Here is a 19,646-nt window from a genome sequence, read left to right on the forward strand (position 1 = left end):
AATTCCTCCTACTTTGTGGATAGAAACGCGATCGGCATTGTTCATTGATAATTGTTCATTGATAATTGAAATTATCCTCCAGCTTGTTTTGTTTCTTGTTCTTTCAGGTCTAATAGTTCGGGGACGGTTACGAATTCATAACCCCGTTCTTTCAACTGATTAATAATGTAAGGGAGTGCATTAACGGTTTTAGTGCGATCGCCACCGCCATCGTGAAATAAAGCAATTCCCCCCGGACGAGCTTCATTTAAAACCCGCGTGGCAATATCTTGGGAGGAGGCGTAATAATCTTTGGAATCCGCCGACCACATCACCACCACATTCCCTTTTTTGGCAGCATAAGCCGCCATCCCATTGTGAAGATAGCCCCCGGGGGGTCGAAATAATTTACTTCTCACTCCTGTGGCCTTCTGAATCCAAAAATCAGTATTATCAATTTGAGCCTTTGCTCCGGCTGCAGTTTGCTGGTGATAAGGATGGCTCCAGCTATGATTGGCGAGAGCGTGACCTTTTAAGTGAATGTGTTTTGCCCGTGCCGGATATTCCCGTACATTTCGCCCTAACAAAAAGAACGTTGCTTTGATATTGTGACTATCGAGAAGGTACAAAATATTATTGGTGTACTCTTCTGATGGCCCGTCATCAAACGTTAAGGCAATGACTTTGCGATCGCCTTTCAATTTGACATCGTTAATCGTTTTACCGTGAAACTGTTGGGGAATGGGAAAATCAGAAAGTTTCGCCACTCGCTCCATTTCTTTAACATTATTGGTTGCCAAAGTCGGTAACTGTTCTAAACCCGGGGTCAGTCCACCGGGCTGAGAAAGGTTACTACTGGCAACATATTGATGAGCAGCGCGTCCTGCGGGTACGCTCAAACCCGCTAGAAAACTTAAGCTGGCAGCACCTAACGCAATTCCCAATTTGCGATCGAAGAATTGACGTTTTGGGGTTTGGCGTTGCCGTTTAACGAAATCGTTGTTATTTTGAGAATTCAGCTTTGGTGTGCTCACGCCTTCAATTTTCCCGAAAGATAGGTGACAGCAGAAAAAGAAAACGTTTTTATTGTTTTCCCATGATGCTACTTTATATTCGCGTTTAAGTAAGCCGAGCAAGCAAGCGAAACTTTTGTTTGTCTTGGTGCGCGTTCCCTCTCTAGGTCGATGGGATTGGGCAAATGCGATACTTCGACTGCGCTCAGTATAAATTAATTCGCTGGGGTCTCACTGCTTTCTCAAAGTCTCGGTAAAATGGCAGACTTCCTTTCAAACCGTGACTTTTTTGCTTTTATTGGCTTACTCTACCGAATCTTTTTGCACCATATCCAAATGATATCCGGAATATTCTCCAGTATTCTTAAAATTTATTAAAGCTATCAGTCAGAAAAAGGATGGTGAGGGCGATCGCTCCGTTAGGGACACAATTGTAAAATTTTTTGAATCACCTCTTCGATACTTAATCCGTCGGTTTGAATGGCGATCGCATCGGCGGCTTGGCGAAGGGGAGCCATTTTGCGAGTACTGTCGAGGCGATCGCGTTCGCGAATTTGGGTCTCGAGTTCTTCTTGGAATACCAAACCGTATCCCTGTGCCTGCAAATCTCGCAAACGTCGTCGGGCGCGTTCTTGTACGGAAGCTGTTAAAAAGATTTTCACCTCGGCATCGGGAAACACATAAGTACCAATATCTCGCCCTTCTGCTACCAGTCCTCCTTTTTTTCCCCAGAGGCGCTGTTGCTCCACCAGTTGATGGCGGACGGCGGGATGTTTGGCCACGGCGGAGACATTGGCGGTTACTTCGGGAGAGCGAATGATTTGCGTCACCTCTTTCTCATTCAGATAAACTTCTTGAAGGCCTTCACCTTCAGGCTGGACGAACTGAATCGACGATCGTGCGGCCAGTTCTGCGATCGCCGCCTCGTCTTCCACAGAGATTCCCGCCTCCAAAACCCGCCACGTTAGGGCGCGATACATGGCCCCGGTATCGAGATAAATATGTCCCAACTGACGGGCAATCTGTTTGGCTGCTGTCGATTTACCTACTCCTGCGGGTCCGTCGATGGCAATAATGGGTTGCCGATGGCGCAAGATAATATTATCAATTAAACGAGTTGTTCCCAGTTTCACGGCGATCGCTAATAATCCTGCTTCTTTAATCGTTTCTAAAGGTTCTAAGGTCATGGGATGAACCAACTCCACATACTCTACTCGAACAACTTCTTCTCGTGCCAGTTCTCGCGCGACGATTGCGAGTAAAACTGTTTCTTGTCGTTCTCCCTTGTCAAAAGCAACTTTTGCGGTTTGCAAACTGCGAAATAAGACCGTTGCGCGTTCTCTCTCTCGGGGGTTCAAATACTGATTGCGAGAACTATATGCCAAACCTGAATTTTCCCGCACGATCGCACAGGGGCGAATTTCCACGGAAAGCCGAAAATCCTGCACCAAACGGCGAATAATGGCCAATTGTTGGGCATCCTTCTCGCCAAAATAGGCTCGAGTCGGTTGCACGATATTTAATAGTTTCACGACAACGGTAGCGACCCCCGGAAAATGTCCCGGTCTCGATGCGCCGCACAAACCTGACATCATGGAAGTAAGAGGGAGAACCCCCGTTACATTTTCGCCCGGTTTTCCTTCTGTATTCATTTCTGTCACAGAAGGTGCAAATACGGCATTAACATTCAAGCGATCGCACAGTCGGCAATCTGCCTCTAAAGTTCGCGGATACCGGTCTAAATCTTCCCCCGGGGCAAATTGAAGCGGATTTACAAAAATACTCGCGACCACGACATCATTTTCCGATTGAGCGATCTCGAGCAAACTTTGATGTCCTTGATGTAGCGCCCCCATTGTCGGGACAAACCCGATTTCCTTTTTTTGCCAATAGCGACTGAGATAGGCTCTCAGTCCAGCAATGGTATGAAATAAACGCACTGAACAATTATCAATTATCAATGAATAATAATAATTGATAATTGATAATTGTTTGTCGTTTACAGTTTTATCGCCCGAGAACTTCGACTTTGACTGGCGCAATACCGCTTCCCAACATGCCAATGTTACTCGCGGCGGCGCGGGATAAATCGATGACGCGACCGCGAATGAATGGTCCGCGATCGTTGATCCGCACGATGACAGTCCGACCGTTGTTTAAATTCGTGACGCGGACTCGCGTGCCGAAAGGTAATGTTTTATGAGCCGCCGTTAACGCATTTTGGTTATAACGCTCTCCACTAGCACTGCGTCGTCCGTGAAAATAACCGCCGTACCATGACGCGATTCCTCGTTGCTCCGATCGCACGCTATAATTTCTCGTCGGCGCAACATAAGCAACGGCACGAGGGCGGGTTTCGATATTCCCAAGGGCCAGAGGTGCTGCTCCTCCAGTCAAACGCCGCAATTCATTAACGACGCGTAAGGTATCTCGCTCCCAATTTTTACTGCTGTTTAGCAAAACTGTTTTGTCATCTACGCTCAATAATTCTGTTTCTCCGACATGAACAACATAGGTTTTCCGTTCTGCATTCCAGGTTGCGGTAATTTTGGCGGCATCTTCGACACTCAAGCGATCGATTTTTTCGGCGGCTAAGGTCGCTCTCCAGAGGGGATCGCCTTCAGATTCGACGACGCTAGAAATAAGTCCCGCACGAATTTGAGCGGGAGTAACCACACCGAATTCTTCTCCGAGAGATTTATTGCTGGCTTCTGACTCTTCTGTAGTAGACCCCAAGAAGGTGACGATAGGAAGACGATGAACGTAGAGGGTTGCGGCGGGGGTTTCGTCTTCTATATGAGGATAAATGCTGGTAATTGCACGGCTGGAAAGTTTGGCTTCTGAAGCATCAGCCTCGGCGACGACTTCTTCGAGATTGTCCGTGTTAAGGGGGGAGATCGGTTCGTTGAGAGAGGAAAGTTCTCTAACTTCTGCACTTTGAGTTTCAGTGGCTTCTGTTGTATTAGCCATTACCGTGCCAGAAGTGGCAATGAGGATGGTAGCAATGGAGCTACCCAATAGTTTGTAATTCATACGCTTTTATTTGCTGATCGTTAATAAGGTTGTTATTGAACTCGGTGTAGCCCCTGATGCAGTCACTCATTATTCAGAACTGCAACAGAGTAACACGAAGTTTTGCACTGCGGATCTGATGAAAACGATCGCGTTTCTACTTGATGGCGGTGACAAAATTCCCGAAATTCCCGCAAGTCAAGCGATCGCGCCTTGCTTCTTTATAAACTTTTGTTAAGAATTTTGAATTTCTCTCGCAGAAAGGATAAGCAAATATAACCACCGAAAAATTTTATATTCGTCTAAAACCTGAGAATTCAAGAACGAGGGTTCTCTATCTGACAACCCCAAAAATCCCCTCAACTCTTGAGATGTGGTGAGAGTTAACCTGTTATTCAGTGACAGACCTTAAAATATCGCGATCGCGAACTTCAAGGAAGATAAAAATTGCTAAGATTGAGTCAGATGAAATATTCAATTCATTCCGGCTCACTTATCGTTTACGTTATTTATATTATGAGTCTCTTAGGAAATATAATCTGGTTGATTTTCGGTGGTTTCTTTGCAGGTTTAGGCTATATTTTGGGAGGAATATTGTTGTGTGTAACTATTATTGGGATTCCTTTTGGGTGGCAGGCCATAAAATTAGGCATAGCAACCATGACTCCTTTCGGTCGAGAAATTACCACCAATGAAGAAACAGGAAGCGTTATCAATACTATTTTTAATATTATCTGGCTTCTCGTTTTTGGCTGGGAAATTGCCTTAACCCATTTGATTTTTGCAGCCTTATTTGCAATTACAATTATTGGTCTTCCTTTTGCCAAACAGCATTGGAAATTACTTTTCTTATCCTTATTTCCCTTCGGTCGAGAATTAGTATAGTGATTGTTTATAATCAGTTGTTTGTTGTTGAGAAAAAGTCCAAAACTTTACCTTTTTTACAACAATTAGTAACGCACCAACAACAATTCTCAACTTTCAACAAAATGTTTCTCGATGAGTTCGGGAACTTGAGCGTAATTGACGTGGGTATATTTTGCTTTGTCGGGCATGATAACAACATTAGGACCTTTTTTGCATTGTTTGAGGCAACCTGTCATTTTGATTTTAACTCGATCGCCCAATCCGCGATCGCGTAATTCTTTTTCTAAAGTCCGACAAACTGCATCTCCACCTCGTTTGCGGCAGGTTGATTTTTGACAGACTAAAACGCTGGCTTTACTCGTTTTAGATGTTGATTTGGGAAGAGCGATCGCGTCAAGTTCCGATTTTTGTTGCGGTTGGACTAAAGCGATCGACTCTGCCGTGAGTTGAACGATCCCAGTTTTTTTCCGTTTTTGCGTGCCGCTTACTTCTAAGCAACATCCCGGTACAATGCTCGGATCGAGAGTATTTCGTAATTCTTTGGGAACTTTAAGCCAATATTCTCGTTCCTCAAAAATCAGCCTGAGATATTTAATTTTATACCCATCTTTAATCACAAACCCTAATAATTGACCGACGATCGTAAAATTAGCAACGGGCATATTGCTTTTAGACATAATACTTTAGCCAATGAACGGTAATTTGCATTAATTCAGTCTAACTTTGGGCTTGCCAGCAATCTTCTAAAAAGTCTAATAACTGGTGGCGCGAAGCACGATAACGACGTGCGATCGACCACAATTGGAGCGCTGCCGTGGGGGTGGCAATTTGTACTCCCAACGGTTGTTCGATCGCGCACTGGCATGGAATTTCCAACTCTTGCAAGCGGTGATAAATTGACCAGCGATCGGTTTTGTCGATCTCGATAACTTCTATATCCAGCCCTGTAATTTCTAAGTTTTCAATCTCTAGAGATTCTTTTTCCAGACTGACTAAAACAGGTTGTAATGTCTCATCGGTGGCGATCGCCTCCTCGGGTTGATCTGTATTCATTTTTGAGAACCCTCCGTAAACCTTCGTTACATCAAGTATACGAGTAATTCTCCTAAATGACAAGTCTTCTCAATAAAAAAAATTAACAATATTTTACATTTTTTCTCAAACCCTCTCTGTGTTAGGGTTTGAAGGGATAAAGAAAAAATACTTACTCAGAAATTAAGTCAATTATGTCTAATTCACAAAAATGGTATATTGTCAAGAAAAATGATGGATCTTGCGAAATTAGCGATATGGCTGCACCCGATCGCATAGGAGCAGATTTAAAAGTCAATGAAGAGAAAGGAAAAAAGCAAATTTGGGGACCCTTTAGCGATCGCCAAGAAGCGATCGCCCGTCGCATCGGTTTAATTCGAGCGGGAAAATGCCAGCCGCAGCGTAGAGAATGAGAGCAAATCCCGCTTTATAATAAACCCCGGTAATGAATGAAGACCAAAACTACCGCCCAAGATCCCAAAGCCACTTTGATAGCAACAAGAATATTGAGTAGAGGGATCGCGCCACCACTAAGCAACATCCCCAACTCTCCCCGAGGGAATTCTATGCCAACCAGCGTGAGAACCGAAAGGACGATAAAAACCAGTACCGATAACTTTTCCCACGTCGCGATGCGCCAACGCTTATAAATTCCCTGCATCCATTCAGGGGAGGAAGTAATCGCGACCAGACCGATTGCGGTTCCTCCTGCCACTCCTGCCGCAAACCCGCCTCCCGGGCTTAAATGTCCGCGAATCGCCAGTTCGAGACTCACTAAAGCAGCAATTGTCGCCCCCAAACGCGCCAGCACGATCGAAGGGCGATCGCGAAACTGATGAATTTGATTTTGCGGCTTTTCATCGGCGAGTAGAAACTTAGCCCCCCCAATGGCAACCGTAAAAACCACGACCTCAAAGATCGTGTCGTAGAGACGATTCCGTAAAATAATCCCCGCAACCGCACTGGGAACGCCACTATCCGCCACTACGGATTCAACAATCGAAAAGGGCAATTCGGGGGCTGCGTTGGGCATGACGAGCATTTTGATGTAGAGGGCGATTCCCGCCGCAATATAGAGCCATTTCATCAATGTTTCTCCAGTAAGTCCGAGTTCTCAATATAAGTTAGGGTCGTCCCGGGTGACACCAATTCGGATTGTACGATTTTATAGAGGCGTTGCAGCCGAATGACAATGTGATAGGAGGGTTCGCTGTTTTTCTCTTCGTCCTGTTGGATACAAGTGGCATGAATATCTTTTTCTTGCAAGGCTGCGTGCAAGTCTTCCTTTTCTCCATAGGACACCAGTTCGAGACGCATCTGGTGCTTGTTCACAATACTGCGTAACTCTGCCATCAGTTGCCGGCGAGTGTCGCATTCCTCTTCTTTTCCCAGTATGCCCAAACGCATTACCATCGACGATCGCACTGCTACTGCATACAAAGTAATCGCCAGCATCGTTCCCACTAGCGCCTCTGTCAAAGCGACATCGGGAGCCCCCAAAACCGCATATAGCAATGCTGCAACTGCCCCGAGGATGCCTCGAATAACGAGAGCATTATAAGGATTGACCTGCAATACCAGCATCACTGATGTTAACGGCAACAAGGCAGCGATCGCGTAAATATAGCTCTCATCCATCAATCTTCCCTTCCCCACCACTGGAACAATAAGCCAGCACGTATCCCAACATCGTATTCCAGAGTGCCAAGCAAACGATCGCCAACACCAGTAGCGGCCATTCCCGAGGAATCTTCAGAAGCAGTCCAAAAATAATACTCATAGAACCGAGAGTATCCGACACCGAAAGACTATGGAGTTTAAATAAAACCGATCGCTGGCTGAGGAGAGGAGCAGTTCCCCAAAACCAAAAAATAATGCCAATAATGATGCAAGTGTAGCTAATAAAATCAATCATCAAAAATATGCGAGTGGATACCCCAATTCTCTACAGGTTGGGGAGGAAACGAGCATCAACGTACAACCGTTGCTCCAGCAAATTTCGTTCCCCGTTTACAAATTAAACCAGTAGAGCGCTGGAGCAACTCCACCTTGGATGCAGTGAACTGACCGAGACGCTTCCAATTGATATCAGAAACTGAAACGGCTTTTCTCGTATTCAACCGTTTAAATCAGGGTTTCTCCCCCAATCCCCATCGCCTTGCGTTGGGGTTGTTGAATCGTTTAATGAAATTGGCCAGCAGCATTAAATCTGCATTTCCTACCGTGAAGACGATCCTAATCATCCCGCAAAACCGCGACAAATCAAATTAAATGTCCAACCAGACAATGCCCATCCAAAAGAGTAAAATCAAAATTACGCTCATCGAACCGATTAAATGATCGAATTTCTCGGCGATTCTGGGTAGTTTGATGCTGAATCTTTTGACGATCGTCAGATAGACCAACCATCCCAAAGCGATCGTTGCTAAAGGTTTGATAATATTCGCGAGAGTATAGGCATTATAGTAGGCAATATTCGCCGCAATCAAGCTGACCAAGAGAAGGGTTATGGCTATCCAAAAACCGGGTTTGGCTTTATTTGTCTGGGCTTCCCCTTGACTGTGGTGGGGTAAAAAGATAAATCTGGCATACATGATTGCTGTTCCCAAGGCCGCTAAATTCATGCCGATGACTTGCCAAGGAAGCAGGTTTTTCATGGTTAAAACCTTGGCACCAAAGCCGGAGAGTAGAGGAAAACCCGAGATCGAAAAACTGGCGATCGCCAAGGCTACCCACAAAGGAGTAGAGATCGGTTGCCGTTGCAACTGTTCGATATCGCGACTGGGTAAGGTTCCGGCAATTAAAAACAGCGAGGCTTTAACCAGTCCGTGGGTGAGGGCGTAAAATCCTCCCACTTCTGGGGCTGCGAGAATAAAGCCCAATTGGGAAACCGTGGAAAAGGCGAGGGTTCGCTTGGTATCCTTTTCAAATAAGCCGTAGAATATGCCGATCAGGGCGCTAGCTGCCCCGAAAAAGCGGATGATGGGATCGACCTCTGGCACAATCAAGGCGCAGCGCAGGAGGGGAAAAATGCCGCTTTTGACTGCAACGCCTGAAAGCAATGCCGAAACTGGGGTTTCCGATTCCGCGTGGGTCAAAGGCAACCACAACCCGGAAATAAAAACGCCGCCTTTGATTAACAGTCCTAAAAAAATGAGTGCGAGAGCTTCGGGAGGGGCATTTCTTAACCCAGCAAAGGCAAAAGAGTGATTTGCTTGGTAAACCAGCACAGCACCGATGAGATAAAAGAGCATGGCCACATTGCTGATGAACAGGTAGCGCAAGGCTACCCACATAGAGCGATCGCTGCGAGAATAAGCGATGACGAGGAAAGCGGCAATGCTGGTGACTTCGAGGGCAACGTATAAGCTAATGAAATCCGCGCAGATAAAGACCGCATTGACGCTACCGTGCAGAATAATGGTATGGGTGTAAAAAAAGGCGGTTTTTTGAGTATCCCAGCTATAAATGATGACGGCAGCCGTAACTAGAGCATTCGTGAGAATAAAAAAGCCGCTCGATGTATCGGCTTCTAATGTAACCCCAAAATTATCGAGCAGATTTAAAGTGAGGGGCGATGCTTGTAAAAACAGTCCAAATCCATAGCTCACTGACAATAAAACTGTCACAATCGCCAGAGCGCGATCGAGCCGAGGCAGAAGATAAATGAGAAACCCCATAAAAAAAGGCAGGGCCACCCAAGCGATCGTCAAAGTATTCATCACAAGCAATCAGTTATGGTGAGTATGTAGCTAAATAAAATCAATCATATTCATTCATGCGCTTAATGATATTTGCCAGCAGCATTAACGACGCATTTCCGACGGTGAGGACGATCGCGCCGACAATGCCGATCGCCCAATCATCCCGCAAAACCGAGACGAACAAAATTAAAATTGCTGTCTTCGTGGAGATACTGGCAAAAGCCAACATTTTTTGCCAGATATTATCATTTTTCCAAGCATCATAAAGGGGAATGAGCAAGGCCAGGATCATGGCAATTAATAATAGATTCATCAGAAACCCCCGTGGAGACCCTCACCATACCCGTAGGGTTGGTGGTGGGAGGAAACGAGGCGTATATTTGGGAGGCTCGATGCCTCCCAAATATACAAATCAATAGGTGTACGCATAACCATCCTTTTGATGAATTGGACTGCAATATTTATGACTAATTCCTTGAATTAATCCAGTTTTTGTCAAAATATTGAAACTTCCTGTAGAACGCACTGCAACCCGTCCAGAGTAAGTCCCAATCTTCTTTCCTTTGGTGACAATCGCTTTAACAATGTCACCTGTTTGAAATCCTTTAACTTGCTTTTGGCGAGGAACGTAACGAGTCGGAAAACCATATTTATCGGTTCTGCACATCTGCCTTGTTCCGTGACCTTTAGCTGCAATTAAAAGCGGTTTTTTGACCTCAACAATTAATTGCTCTGGAGTCGATCTTCCAACGCAAGCGGCATCGAGCCAGTGAGTTTTTGATAAGTTTTGACGAGTTCGGTTAAACTTGGTTAATCCTCCCGTTCCAACTTCAACAGGTAAACCCGTCTCTTGGTCAGCATTCCCTTGCGTCTTACGCCGACGCGGGGTCTGACCGCTTCTTTTCAATTCTTCATACAGTTTCCAGCGAGTCGAATTAACGGCTGCACTATCCGATAATGGTTTTTTGGCTTGCCCTAGAATCCGTTTGAGAATGTTAGGTTTTCCCGTCAAAAATTGTTCAATCTCTTGGCTTCCCTTGGTTTGATTGCAAGAATGACAGGCTAGAGTTAGATTACTGACTCGATTACTACCACCTTTCGATTTCGGCTTAATATGCTCGACTTCTAAGGGAGTATTTTCAGCGCCACAATAAGCACATTTTCTCTTCCATTTTTCGAGCAGATACTCCCTCACTTCGTACCCGAACAATTCTCCTTGCTGGTATTCAGTACCAGAGATTTCAGGGTTTTGTAATGCTTGAGTATCGAATCGAACTAACTCTTGAGAAAGTCCCGATATCGGACAAACTCGGCACAGTCGATTGACCCAAGTGAGAATATTATGAACTCGCGACATTAAACTCGGAGCAAGCCAGCATTTGGGACGTTTCCTGTTGAGAAAGCGAGGTTTTCTGTATCGAGTTTTGCGATTTCTACGAGAACGCCTTAACTGTCGTCTCGAAGTCAGAGCATCTCGAATTTGCTGTCCGCGATGGGTTAGTTCCGCACCCCAAATCACTCGATCTCCTTGCACGATTGCAATCCCCGTTGTCTTTGAACCCGGGTCAATTTTTAACTGACAGTCATTAATTTCTCCTCCTTCTACGTCTTGCAGAATAATGATGAACGGAAACCGCTTAAACACTTTAGCTCGTCCCGATTTGAGCAATTTTCTTGCTCTAGCAGGGTGAGTTGGATTTAATGGTTTCTTGTTTTTATCTAATACAAAAACCCTCATGGGTGAAACTCCTATTGCTAGGGTAAAGTTCGCTTCGCCAATGTTTTTTAAGTTTGCGGTCAGACCTCGGTGAGGTTTCCTCACCTTGGGAATGCTGGCCGTGCTAACAGCACTTCCTTAACCCAACTACGGATGTTTAACTGTTAACCACAGAAGCTACAAACTAGCGACGCATTCGTAGGTGTGATGGCTTAAAAAACGGAGTTCCCCAAGGAACTTAGGCTGGTCAACTATGGACTTGAACCAAGCCCCCGCTATACCCAAAGGGTTAGCGGTGGGTTATTGACGGCTTTTTCCTCCGAATAACGCGATGAACTTCATACCAACCTTCTTCGTCATATTTCACCACAATTGTTTTTGGGGTAAACGTAATGAGCAAAATATCTAAAAAAACAAGACGGTGCGATCGCGTTCTTTCCACGCGTTCCACAATAATATCCTCTTCATTATGAGGACGCAGAATGAGATCGAAGGCTTCAATATAAGCCAGAGGAATCGCCCAAAGAATTTTTCCCAGTATCGATAGCCACTCTTTGAGGGTTTCCGGGTTGGTATAACCGCGAGGCAAGAGCAGTGAAATACTAAGACCGATGAGTACATTCGGCCAGCTTAAATTCGCTGTCAGCAAAAACCAGATTGTTAAGCGTAAGATTAAATGTCCAACCATGCAAACCCCATCCAAAAGAGTAAAATCAAAACGAGGCTCATCGAACCGATTAAATGATCGAATTGCTCCACGACGCGGGGCAATTTGATGTTTAATTTTTTAAAGATGGCAAAATAGGCCAGCCAACCGAGGAAGATCGTCGCTAAAGGTTTAATGGTATTCGTCAGGTTATAAGCATCATAGTAGGCAACATTGGCCACAATCAAGCCCAAAAGGAGGATAATAACGGCTATCCAGAAACCCGGTCTGCTTTTGCGATCTTCTACGGATTTTTGATGGGGGATAAAGATAAATTTAGCAAAGGAAATGGCCGTGCCTAATGCCGCCAAATTCATGCCGATCACTTGCCAAGGGAGAAGATTTTTCATGGTTAATATCTTGGCACCAAAACCGGACAGTAAAGGAAAACCCGAGATCGAGAAACTGGCGATCGCCAGCACGATCCAGAGGGGGGTGGCGATGGGTTGCTGTTGCAATTCTTTGAGGTTGCGACTGGGTAAAGTTCCCGCGATTAAAAAGAGTGCTGCTTTAACGAGGCCGTGAGTGAGGGCGTAAAATCCCCCAACTTCCGGCGCAGCAAGGATAAAGCCCAGTTGAGAAACCGTATGAAAGGCCAGCATGCGTTTGGTATCCTTCTCAAAAACGGCATAAGCGACTCCTAGGAGAGCGGTAGCCACGCCAAAGGAACGCACAATGGGGTCAATCTCCGGTACTATTAAAGCGCAGCGCATGAGGGGAAATATACCGCTTTTCACCGCAACCCCCGAGAGCATGGCGGAAACGGGGGTTTCTGATTCGGAGTGAGTTAAGGGTAGCCATAAACCGGAAACAAAGACTCCACCTTTGACTAAAAGTCCGAGAAAAATTAGAGCAAGGGCTTCTGGGGGAGCAGAGCGTAAACCCGCAAAGGCAAAGGAATTATTGGCTTGGTAGACCAGTGCTGCACCGATAAGATAAAAGAGCAGAGCGACGTTACTGATGAAGAGATAGCGCAAACCGACCCACAAAGAGCGATCGCTACGAGGATAGGCGATGGCAAGGAAAGCCGCAATCCCACTCACTTCAAGGGCGACATACAAGCTAATAAAATCCGCACAGATAAATGTCGCATTAACGCTACCGTGCAGAATAATGGCTTGAGTATAAAAAAAGGCGGTTTTATCAGTATCCCAACAGTAAATGACCACAGCCAATGTGACGAGGGCATTAGTCAAGATAAAAAAGCCACTCGCAGTATCGGCTTCCAATGTCACCCCAAAATTATCGAGTAATGTGAGGAGAAGGGGGGCATCTTGGCAAAAGAGCCAGAAACCATAACCCACCGATGCTAAAGCTGCCATGAAAGCGAGGTAGCGATCCAGTTTGGGGAGGAGGTAAATGAGAAACCCGACAAAAAAGGGCAGGGCGACCCAAGCGATCGTTATCGTGTTCATTTCTTATGTGTTATCCTGCTCGATCTCGTGAGTGTCTAAGGTGGGATGATCTCGCGAGAGTTTCATAACTCCGACCAGCATTAATGCCTGAATCGATAGGCCAATGACGATCGCTGTCAAGATTGCCCCTTGGGGAACGGGATCGGCATAAGCGTCATGGATTCCGCCCTCGGAGAGAATGGGGGTGAATAAGCCATCTCGCGAGGCAATGAGGACATAGTAAGCGATCGCTCCCGTACTCATCACATCCATGGAGACGATTTTCATCAGTAGGTTCTTTTTGAGAAAGATCCCGAAAAATCCGCACAAGATCGTGGCGAATACAAATGCTTCTAACACGGAATTTATCTGTTGGCTAATAATGTTTGCTAGAATACACTATTTGTGGTCAATGAGAGTATTCCTTGTTAATTGATGCTCGACCCACTGGCGATCGAAAATCGCTTGATAAATACGGTTCTTGACTTTTAGTTTTCCGTCTTTTTGTATGACCAACCCCGACAGGAGCAATTCTTGTTCGATTTCGCTATCTGTGACGGGAACATCTTTACCCAGCACAATTTTTTGATACATATGCAGGAGTTCTACCCGAAGATCGCTTCTGAGAATGCGATCGCGAATAGTTTTTAAATGTTCGGGGTCATCTTTCATTTTCCAGTTTTTAAGAATGTCGGTTCGCACTAACGCTTCAATCCACCGAGCCTCGCCATTGAGAGGAATTGCCGATTGAGTATCGCGGATCAATTGACAAAGCTTTTGGGTTAAGAAGGGTTGTCCTCCCGTCCAAGCGATGATTTCTTTAAGAATGGTTTGGGGATTATTGACTTTCAAGCCATAGAGAAGAGGTTGCGCTTCATTTATTTTGAAGCCTTCGAGGTGAATGGGACGACCGATATTAAAAGGGGTTTTTTGGATATCCTGAATGAGAGTGGAAGGGGTGGCCACGCCAAAGAAGGCAAACGTTATACGCTGATAATTCGGATCGATCGCACGTTGGTTATAGCAGGAACGAATGAGGGCAAAAAAGTCATTTACAGGGAAAGCTAAGCTTAAAATACAGTCAATTTCATCCAAAAAGATGACCATTTTGGCCGGTTCGCAATTATCTTTATCGTTCACTTCTACGAGCAACACTTCCTCAATAAATTGCATCAGTCGTTGAGGAGCAGAAATATCGAGGCGATCGGCCCACCAAGCTTTCAGTTTGACTTTCCGGAGCAAGCCAAAGCCTCGCCACAGTTCGACGGCAAAGCCTTTATACCATTGGCTGGGAGTGACATTTTCGCCACCAATGCGGGTCAAATCGATGGCAATACAGCGATAGCCTTCTTCATTGAGTTGCTTGAGGATGCGAACCATGAGGCTAGATTTGCCCATTTGTCTAGCGTTGAAGGTGTAGCAGAATTCCCCCGATCGCATGGCTTGGTAAAGGTGGCGATCGGCGGAACGGACAACGTAGGTGGGAGAATCCACATCCAAACTCCCCCCGATCTGATAATCGAAATTTTCGGCTTGTTCGTCGCTTTTGAGGAGGTCGTTTTCAAGTTTGAGGGCCGCTTGGGTTTGTTTGAGAACGGCGACGGTTTGAGAGAGTTCGGCAGTCCGCTCTTCGACTCTTCGCTCTAAAGTTTCGTAAAGGTGAGCGTTTTCTAAGGAGATTGCCGCTTGGGTGGCGAGGGTTCGCAAGAGTTCCATGCGCTCTCGGGTAAAAGCACCCACACTGAGGTTATTTTCGAGATAAATAATGCCTTGAAGTTTGCCTTGATTGATGAAGGGGGTGCAGGCGATCGATTTGCACTGATACTGTTGAAGATAAGCATCATCGATAAAGTGGTGAGAATCTGCATCAGTGTGAGACTCTAGAGAATGCTCCCCGAGAGAGTCTCTTTCATTCATTGCATCGTTTAAGACCACAGTATTGCCGGTGCGGGCCACATAATTAACAATTTTTGAGGACAGTTTGGCGAACTTCTCAATCGGAAGAACGGGCAAAATTGCCACACTCTCTGAGTCGGTTTCTTCGATCGCCGCGATCGCTAAATTCTGACTGCGAGGCAAAATCAAAATTCCCCGCTCGGCCCCCGCATTTTCAACCAGAATCGTCATTAAAGTTGCCAACAAGTTCTCTAAAACAATCTCGCTAGAAATCGCATTTGTCGCTTTAATAACTGTCGCCAAATCTAAAACGGCATTCTCAGTAGATTCGCTCGTCGTCTGCGTGTTTAAGATTGCCGTTGAAAAAGTTTGCTCTGTAGAAGCCAGACATAATTGGGGATAGTTCTCTTCGAGATGTTTGACTTTGGCCGCTGCCCCCCAGCGCTCGTAGTAGTAATGAGCATCTCTCATGTAAACGCAAGCTATTTTTTCTTGACCCCAGTTCAGATAAAATTTAGCAGCGAGTTCGTTGGCCAAGGCTTCTTCTTGGATATATTCATTGACTTTAGCTCCAGAAATTGCTCGATTGTATGCCTCGATCGCTTCTGATTTTTGTCCTAAAATTCGGCATTTCTCAGCTTCTACGAGATCGACTTTATGCTGATAATTCATGGGGGCATAGTTTGCCCATTGCTGTTGCAATTGTGTTTGGTTTTGCTCCACTCGTTGGAGTAATATAGCTCTTGCCTCAGTGGGGAGTTTGCGATCGGTAAAATCCGAACTCAAAACCGTTAAAGCCGTTAAAGAATCATAAAAATAAAATACAGGAATGCCAACAGTTCCCGTGCCAGCAAATAAATAGCGCCTGACTTCAATAACTTGGTTTTGAGCCGCTTCAATATCCTCAAACAAGTAACAAAGCATCAGTTTGTACAAATGAAAAAGATACAATCCCAGCAAGTCACTCGCAGAGATAAGTTGAGGTAAAAATTCTGTTTCTTGGAGAGCCTCTCCAGACAAAATATTAGGATGTGTTGAAATATTGGGATGTGTTGAAGTCTCTCGCAAATTCAAAACAGGTTGCCAATGAATTCGACAATAATTTGCAGTTGTTAATTGATTGATTTGCACCAGCCCATTGTAATAGGTGCGAGCCTCTTGTTCCAAAGTGTTTAAGGGCTGACCGCACCAGAAAGCATTGAAACAAAAATTATGGGCAGCCCAGCCGGCAAAGCCAAGATCGCCGACTTCTAGAGCCGATGCGTAGCTTTCTTGTTGTAACGGTAGCGTTTCTTTGGTATGAGATTTTCGGTGTAAAATTAAAAATCCAAATGAGATTAAGACTTTGGATTTTATCACTTTTTCATCTAATTTTGAGACAATTTGGAGCGCCAAACGACCAAATTTTACACCTGTATTTACATCTTGCAAAAGATTACAAGCAACGATACCATAGTTGTTATAAGCAAAAGCTGAAGCTGATGTATTTCCATACTGAATAGATAGCTTGACAGATAAGCTCACGATTAAAGGAAATAAAGGCGGAGCAGCAATATAAGCAGTGATGATAATACTATCGATAATCTCCACAATCGCGATTTTTTCCGCATCTGTCATCATTGGTAGATTAACAAGATCTTCAATTTCTCGTTCTCTAATGAGTTGGTCAATCTCAGAAATCGCTTGTCGAACATCGTTTTCGGTTGGTGTTTGCGGAAAAACAATGCCTAATTGTTGTAAGAATTGTTGGGCGATGACAATCGCTTCAGTGAGTTTATTTTGGGCTGTCTTTGCTTCGATCCTCAGTCGATAAACATTGACTTGCTCGGGTAAAGAGCGGACTCGTGCGATAACGGTTTCAATTAACTGTTCCATGATCTCAAAGTTGCCACAGAAGGAAGCTAATTCAGCCGCTAATTCATGAAAAGTCAGACAAGTATCATATTGTCTTTGCCAAGGATTTTCTCCTAATAACAATAAGCCATTTTTAATATAATCGCGACCTGTTTGATAGGCAGTAGCATCTCTGGCTTTACGACAAGCGATGAGATTGAGTTTGGCCAGCTCGTCGCGTTCTTTTTGTTCGGTAATGAGAGGAATGCCATAATTTAATTGATTGACGATCTCAAAAATATTTTCATCTCTTGCTTCTGGGAGAGTTTTTTGGAGCAGAATTTGCCCGATCTGGTAATGGGTTAGTTCTTTTCTCTCCTCGGGAATCAGAGCATACGCTGCCTGTTGAATGCGATCGTGAGCAAATCTATAGGAGTGAATAAGCAAGTTTTCATCGAGTTCTGAGAGAGGGAAAATAAATTGGCGATCGAGAGCAATTTTTAAGCGTTCAAAAATCTCTAGCGGAGATTTTTCTGCAATCCAAGTGAGTATCGTTAAGTCAAATTCTGTACCCAAACAAGCGGCAAGAGATAAAATTTCTTGGTTGGATTCCGGTAATTGTTGCAGTCTTTCGACCATTAATTCAACGACATTATCGGTAAAATTTCTGGCTGCGATCGCTTCTATATCCCATTGCCAATTTTTCTCGACAGGATGGAATCGCAGTAGTTTTTCTTCATATAATGCTTGCAAAAATTCGTTAATAAAGAAAGGATTTCCTTCAGTTTTTTTCTGAATTAACAATGCTAAATCTCTCACGGTTTCCGATGTTTGCCGAAGCGTATGACTGACCCAAAAATAAATATTATTGCTAGACAATGGGCTTAATATAACTTGATTAACTACTGCGTTATTTTGCCGCATTTTTTCGAGAGAAAGAGTCAAGGGATGACCGACAAAAACTTCATTATCGCGATAGGCACCCAAAAGCAAAAGGGAGTTGGCTTGGCTGTCAAGTAACAGCCATTCCATCAATTTCAGCGTTGCTGAATCTGCCCATTGCAAATCGTCTAAAAATAATGTTAAGGGATGCTCTGAGTTACAAAAAACGCGGATGAAATTTCCGATCGCGAGATTAAAACGATTTTGTGCTTCATTTGCTCCTAATATGGGAACAGGAGGCTGTTTGCCGATAATAAGTTCGACTTCGGGAAGAACATCAATAATGATTTGTCCATTATTTCCCAATGCTTTTAATAATTTTTCCCGCCATCGTTGCAATTGAACTTCATTTTCTCCTAATAATTGCTCAATGAGTCCTCGAAAAGCGGCTACAATTGCAGAATAGGGAATATTGCGTTGAAATTGGTCGAATTTTCCAGAAATAAAATAGCCTCGATGTGCTGTAATCGGTTTATAAAGTTCTTGGACGAGAGAAGACTTGCCGATCCCAGAATAACCTACTACTAAAGTCAGTTCAATTTTCCCAGTTTCAGTCACTCGCTCGAAGGCTGCGAGTAATGCGGCAATTTCTTCGTTTCGTCCGTAAAGTTTTTGGGGAATTTGTAAGCGATCGCTAATATCTTCTCGAGCCAGAGAAAAAGGAACAATGATTCCGGTTTTCTCAAACTGTTGCCAACAAATTTCTAAATCTGTTTTTAATCCCCATGCACTTTGATAGCGATCTTCTGCATTTTTGGCCATTAGCTTCATGACAATATCTGCAACGATCGCGGGAATTGATGGCTCGATCTCTAGAGGCGATCGCGGTTGTTTGGCAAGATGGCAATGGACTAATTCCAAAGTATCTTCAGCGATAAAAGGGAGTTTTCCTGTTAGCAGTTCGTAAAATGTTACCCCTAAAGAATAAAAATCCGTGCGATAATCTAGCCCTCGATTCATTCTTCCGGTTTGTTCTGGGGAAATGTAAGCTAATGTTCCTTCCAAAACATTGGGATTTTTCAGGGTGGGATTTTCTCGACTTAGTTGTGTAGAGATACCAAAATCAATGATTTTTAATTCTTTGGTTTCGGGATTAAAAACAATATTGGTCGGATTAATATCTTTGTGAATAATATTATCAGCATGAACGCATCCTAAGCTCTCAGTAATGGCGATCGCGAGTTCCAAAAAAGATTGTAAGTCAAAAGAATTACCCTCCTGCAGCCATTGCTGGATGGACACACCTCCAAAGTCTTCGAGAACAATCGCATAACTTCTTTGCCATTCTTCAAGGGTATAGGCTTTAATAATACCGGGGGCATCTAACTGAGAAGTGAGGTAATACTCTTGTTTATAGCGACGAATTTGCTCTGAGGTGGGATAATCTCGATTGAGAAATTTCAGGATAACGGGTTGGCGATCGCAAAGCGTGGCAATAGCCGTATCCTGAACTCGGCGAGCGCGATAGACTTGAGAATTAGTGCTATTGTGGATTTGTTGAAAATCCTCGTATCCAGCAAGAGAAACCATTAAACATGAGAGAAGAAAGAT

General features: G+C 44.5%; 18 protein-coding genes. 3 read left to right on the plus strand and 15 right to left on the minus strand.

All coding sequences use genetic code 11. From position 1 onward, the window contains the following. Nucleotides 1-71: 71 nt before the first annotated feature. The 3 genes from AC6RV6_RS14415 to AC6RV6_RS14425 all read right to left on the minus strand — a co-directional run bounded on the left by AC6RV6_RS14415 (nt 72) and on the right by AC6RV6_RS14425 (nt 4,025). The gene (locus AC6RV6_RS14415; RefSeq protein ID WP_500241558.1) at nt 72-1,013 is read right to left on the minus strand and encodes a polysaccharide deacetylase family protein; all 942 of its coding nucleotides are present in this window, start codon (nt 1,011-1,013) and stop codon (nt 72-74) included. 398 nt (nt 1,014-1,411) lie between these two features. Beyond that, nucleotides 1,412-2,932 carry a bifunctional pantoate--beta-alanine ligase/(d)CMP kinase gene (locus AC6RV6_RS14420; protein WP_500241559.1) on the minus strand — a complete coding sequence of 507 codons (1,521 nt, stop codon included), beginning with the start codon at nt 2,930-2,932 and terminating at the stop codon, nt 1,412-1,414. Nucleotides 2,933-2,999: 67 nt separating this feature from the next. Further along, on the minus strand, nt 3,000-4,025 hold the full coding sequence (locus tag AC6RV6_RS14425; protein ID WP_500241560.1) for a septal ring lytic transglycosylase RlpA family protein: 1,026 nt from the start codon (nt 4,023-4,025) through the stop codon (nt 3,000-3,002). Nucleotides 4,026-4,035: 10 nt separating this feature from the next. Here AC6RV6_RS14425 and AC6RV6_RS14430 point away from each other — a divergent pair, with 10 nt between their 5' ends. Further along, nucleotides 4,036-4,242 carry a hypothetical protein gene (locus AC6RV6_RS14430; protein WP_500241561.1) on the plus strand — a complete coding sequence of 69 codons (207 nt, stop codon included), beginning with the start codon at nt 4,036-4,038 and terminating at the stop codon, nt 4,240-4,242. 278 nt (nt 4,243-4,520) lie between these two features. Beyond that, entirely contained in the window at nt 4,521-4,889 is a 369-nt protein-coding gene (locus AC6RV6_RS14435) for a YccF domain-containing protein (RefSeq protein WP_500241601.1), read from the plus strand. Nucleotides 4,890-4,978: 89 nt separating this feature from the next. Here AC6RV6_RS14435 and AC6RV6_RS14440 read toward each other — a convergent pair whose 3' ends face one another. Both AC6RV6_RS14440 and AC6RV6_RS14445 read right to left on the minus strand, forming a co-directional pair. Beyond that, nucleotides 4,979-5,548, minus strand: a complete 570-nt coding sequence (locus AC6RV6_RS14440) for a (2Fe-2S) ferredoxin domain-containing protein (RefSeq protein WP_500241562.1) — start codon at nt 5,546-5,548, stop codon at nt 4,979-4,981. A 40-nt stretch (nt 5,549-5,588) separates the two neighbouring features. Next, nucleotides 5,589-5,924: an Asr1405/Asl0597 family protein gene (locus AC6RV6_RS14445; RefSeq protein WP_500241563.1), complete on the minus strand. Its 336-nt coding sequence runs from the start codon at nt 5,922-5,924 to the stop codon at nt 5,589-5,591. Between the two features lie 173 nt (nt 5,925-6,097). Here AC6RV6_RS14445 and AC6RV6_RS14450 point away from each other — a divergent pair, with 173 nt between their 5' ends. Continuing rightward, nucleotides 6,098-6,316, plus strand: a complete 219-nt coding sequence (locus AC6RV6_RS14450) for a hypothetical protein (RefSeq protein ID WP_500241564.1) — start codon at nt 6,098-6,100, stop codon at nt 6,314-6,316. Between the two features lie 14 nt (nt 6,317-6,330). Here the strand turns inward: AC6RV6_RS14450 and AC6RV6_RS14455 are convergent, their stop codons facing one another. From AC6RV6_RS14455 to AC6RV6_RS14500, 10 genes are all read right to left on the minus strand, one after another. After that, nucleotides 6,331-6,990 (minus strand): Na(+)/H(+) antiporter subunit B, encoded by a 660-nt coding sequence (locus AC6RV6_RS14455; RefSeq protein ID WP_500241565.1) that lies wholly within the window; start codon nt 6,988-6,990, stop codon nt 6,331-6,333. Next, nucleotides 6,990-7,541: a DUF4040 domain-containing protein gene (locus AC6RV6_RS14460; RefSeq protein ID WP_500241566.1), complete on the minus strand. Its 552-nt coding sequence runs from the start codon at nt 7,539-7,541 to the stop codon at nt 6,990-6,992. Before AC6RV6_RS14460 ends, AC6RV6_RS14455 begins: the two co-directional genes overlap by 1 nt. Further along, nucleotides 7,534-7,818: a monovalent cation/H(+) antiporter subunit G gene (locus AC6RV6_RS14465; protein WP_500241567.1), complete on the minus strand. Its 285-nt coding sequence runs from the start codon at nt 7,816-7,818 to the stop codon at nt 7,534-7,536. Before AC6RV6_RS14465 ends, AC6RV6_RS14460 begins: the two co-directional genes overlap by 8 nt. A 352-nt stretch (nt 7,819-8,170) precedes the next feature. Beyond that, complete coding sequence (locus tag AC6RV6_RS14470) at nt 8,171-9,625, minus strand: cation:proton antiporter (protein ID WP_500241602.1); 1,455 nt, start codon at nt 9,623-9,625, stop codon at nt 8,171-8,173. A 40-nt stretch (nt 9,626-9,665) separates the two neighbouring features. After that, complete coding sequence (locus AC6RV6_RS14475) at nt 9,666-9,920, minus strand: hypothetical protein (RefSeq protein ID WP_500241568.1); 255 nt, start codon at nt 9,918-9,920, stop codon at nt 9,666-9,668. Nucleotides 9,921-10,019: 99 nt separating this feature from the next. After that, complete coding sequence (gene iscB / locus AC6RV6_RS14480; protein WP_500241569.1) at nt 10,020-11,345, minus strand: RNA-guided endonuclease IscB; 1,326 nt, start codon at nt 11,343-11,345, stop codon at nt 10,020-10,022. Nucleotides 11,346-11,613: 268 nt separating this feature from the next. After that, on the minus strand, nt 11,614-12,012 hold the full coding sequence (locus AC6RV6_RS14485) for a Na+/H+ antiporter subunit E (protein WP_500241571.1): 399 nt from the start codon (nt 12,010-12,012) through the stop codon (nt 11,614-11,616). Then, on the minus strand, nt 11,997-13,445 hold the full coding sequence (locus AC6RV6_RS14490) for a cation:proton antiporter (protein WP_500241573.1): 1,449 nt from the start codon (nt 13,443-13,445) through the stop codon (nt 11,997-11,999). Before AC6RV6_RS14490 ends, AC6RV6_RS14485 begins: the two co-directional genes overlap by 16 nt. Nucleotides 13,446-13,448: 3 nt before the next feature. Beyond that, nucleotides 13,449-13,784, minus strand: a complete 336-nt coding sequence (locus AC6RV6_RS14495; RefSeq protein ID WP_500241574.1) for an NADH-quinone oxidoreductase subunit K — start codon at nt 13,782-13,784, stop codon at nt 13,449-13,451. A 39-nt stretch (nt 13,785-13,823) separates the two neighbouring features. Beyond that, on the minus strand, nt 13,824-19,625 hold the full coding sequence (locus AC6RV6_RS14500; protein WP_500241575.1) for an AAA family ATPase: 5,802 nt from the start codon (nt 19,623-19,625) through the stop codon (nt 13,824-13,826). Nucleotides 19,626-19,646: the final 21 nt, after the last annotated feature.

The organism is Spirulina sp. LEGE 11439 (assembly GCF_059821285.1).

Excerpts from the sequence above, each read along its gene's own strand:
- AC6RV6_RS14460 (WP_500241566.1), bottom strand. The coding sequence starts at position 7,541 with ATGGATGAGAGCTATATTTACGCGATCGCTGCCTTGTTGCCGTTAACA.
- AC6RV6_RS14500 (WP_500241575.1), bottom strand. The coding sequence starts at position 19,625 with ATGGTTTCTCTTGCTGGATACGAGGATTTTCAACAAATCCACAATAGC.
- AC6RV6_RS14465 (WP_500241567.1), bottom strand. The coding sequence starts at position 7,818 with ATGATTGATTTTATTAGCTACACTTGCATCATTATTGGCATTATTTTT.
- AC6RV6_RS14425 (WP_500241560.1), bottom strand. The coding sequence starts at position 4,025 with ATGAATTACAAACTATTGGGTAGCTCCATTGCTACCATCCTCATTGCC.
- AC6RV6_RS14450 (WP_500241564.1), top strand. The coding sequence starts at position 6,098 with ATGTCTAATTCACAAAAATGGTATATTGTCAAGAAAAATGATGGATCT.
- AC6RV6_RS14455 (WP_500241565.1), bottom strand. The coding sequence starts at position 6,990 with ATGAAATGGCTCTATATTGCGGCGGGAATCGCCCTCTACATCAAAATG.
- AC6RV6_RS14435 (WP_500241601.1), top strand. The coding sequence starts at position 4,521 with ATGAGTCTCTTAGGAAATATAATCTGGTTGATTTTCGGTGGTTTCTTT.
- AC6RV6_RS14445 (WP_500241563.1), bottom strand. The coding sequence starts at position 5,924 with ATGAATACAGATCAACCCGAGGAGGCGATCGCCACCGATGAGACATTA.
- AC6RV6_RS14485 (WP_500241571.1), bottom strand. The coding sequence starts at position 12,012 with ATGGTTGGACATTTAATCTTACGCTTAACAATCTGGTTTTTGCTGACA.
- AC6RV6_RS14475 (WP_500241568.1), bottom strand. The coding sequence starts at position 9,920 with ATGAATCTATTATTAATTGCCATGATCCTGGCCTTGCTCATTCCCCTT.
- AC6RV6_RS14470 (WP_500241602.1), bottom strand. The coding sequence starts at position 9,625 with ATGAATACTTTGACGATCGCTTGGGTGGCCCTGCCTTTTTTTATGGGG.
- iscB (WP_500241569.1), bottom strand. The coding sequence starts at position 11,345 with ATGAGGGTTTTTGTATTAGATAAAAACAAGAAACCATTAAATCCAACT.
- AC6RV6_RS14490 (WP_500241573.1), bottom strand. The coding sequence starts at position 13,445 with ATGAACACGATAACGATCGCTTGGGTCGCCCTGCCCTTTTTTGTCGGG.
- AC6RV6_RS14440 (WP_500241562.1), bottom strand. The coding sequence starts at position 5,548 with ATGTCTAAAAGCAATATGCCCGTTGCTAATTTTACGATCGTCGGTCAA.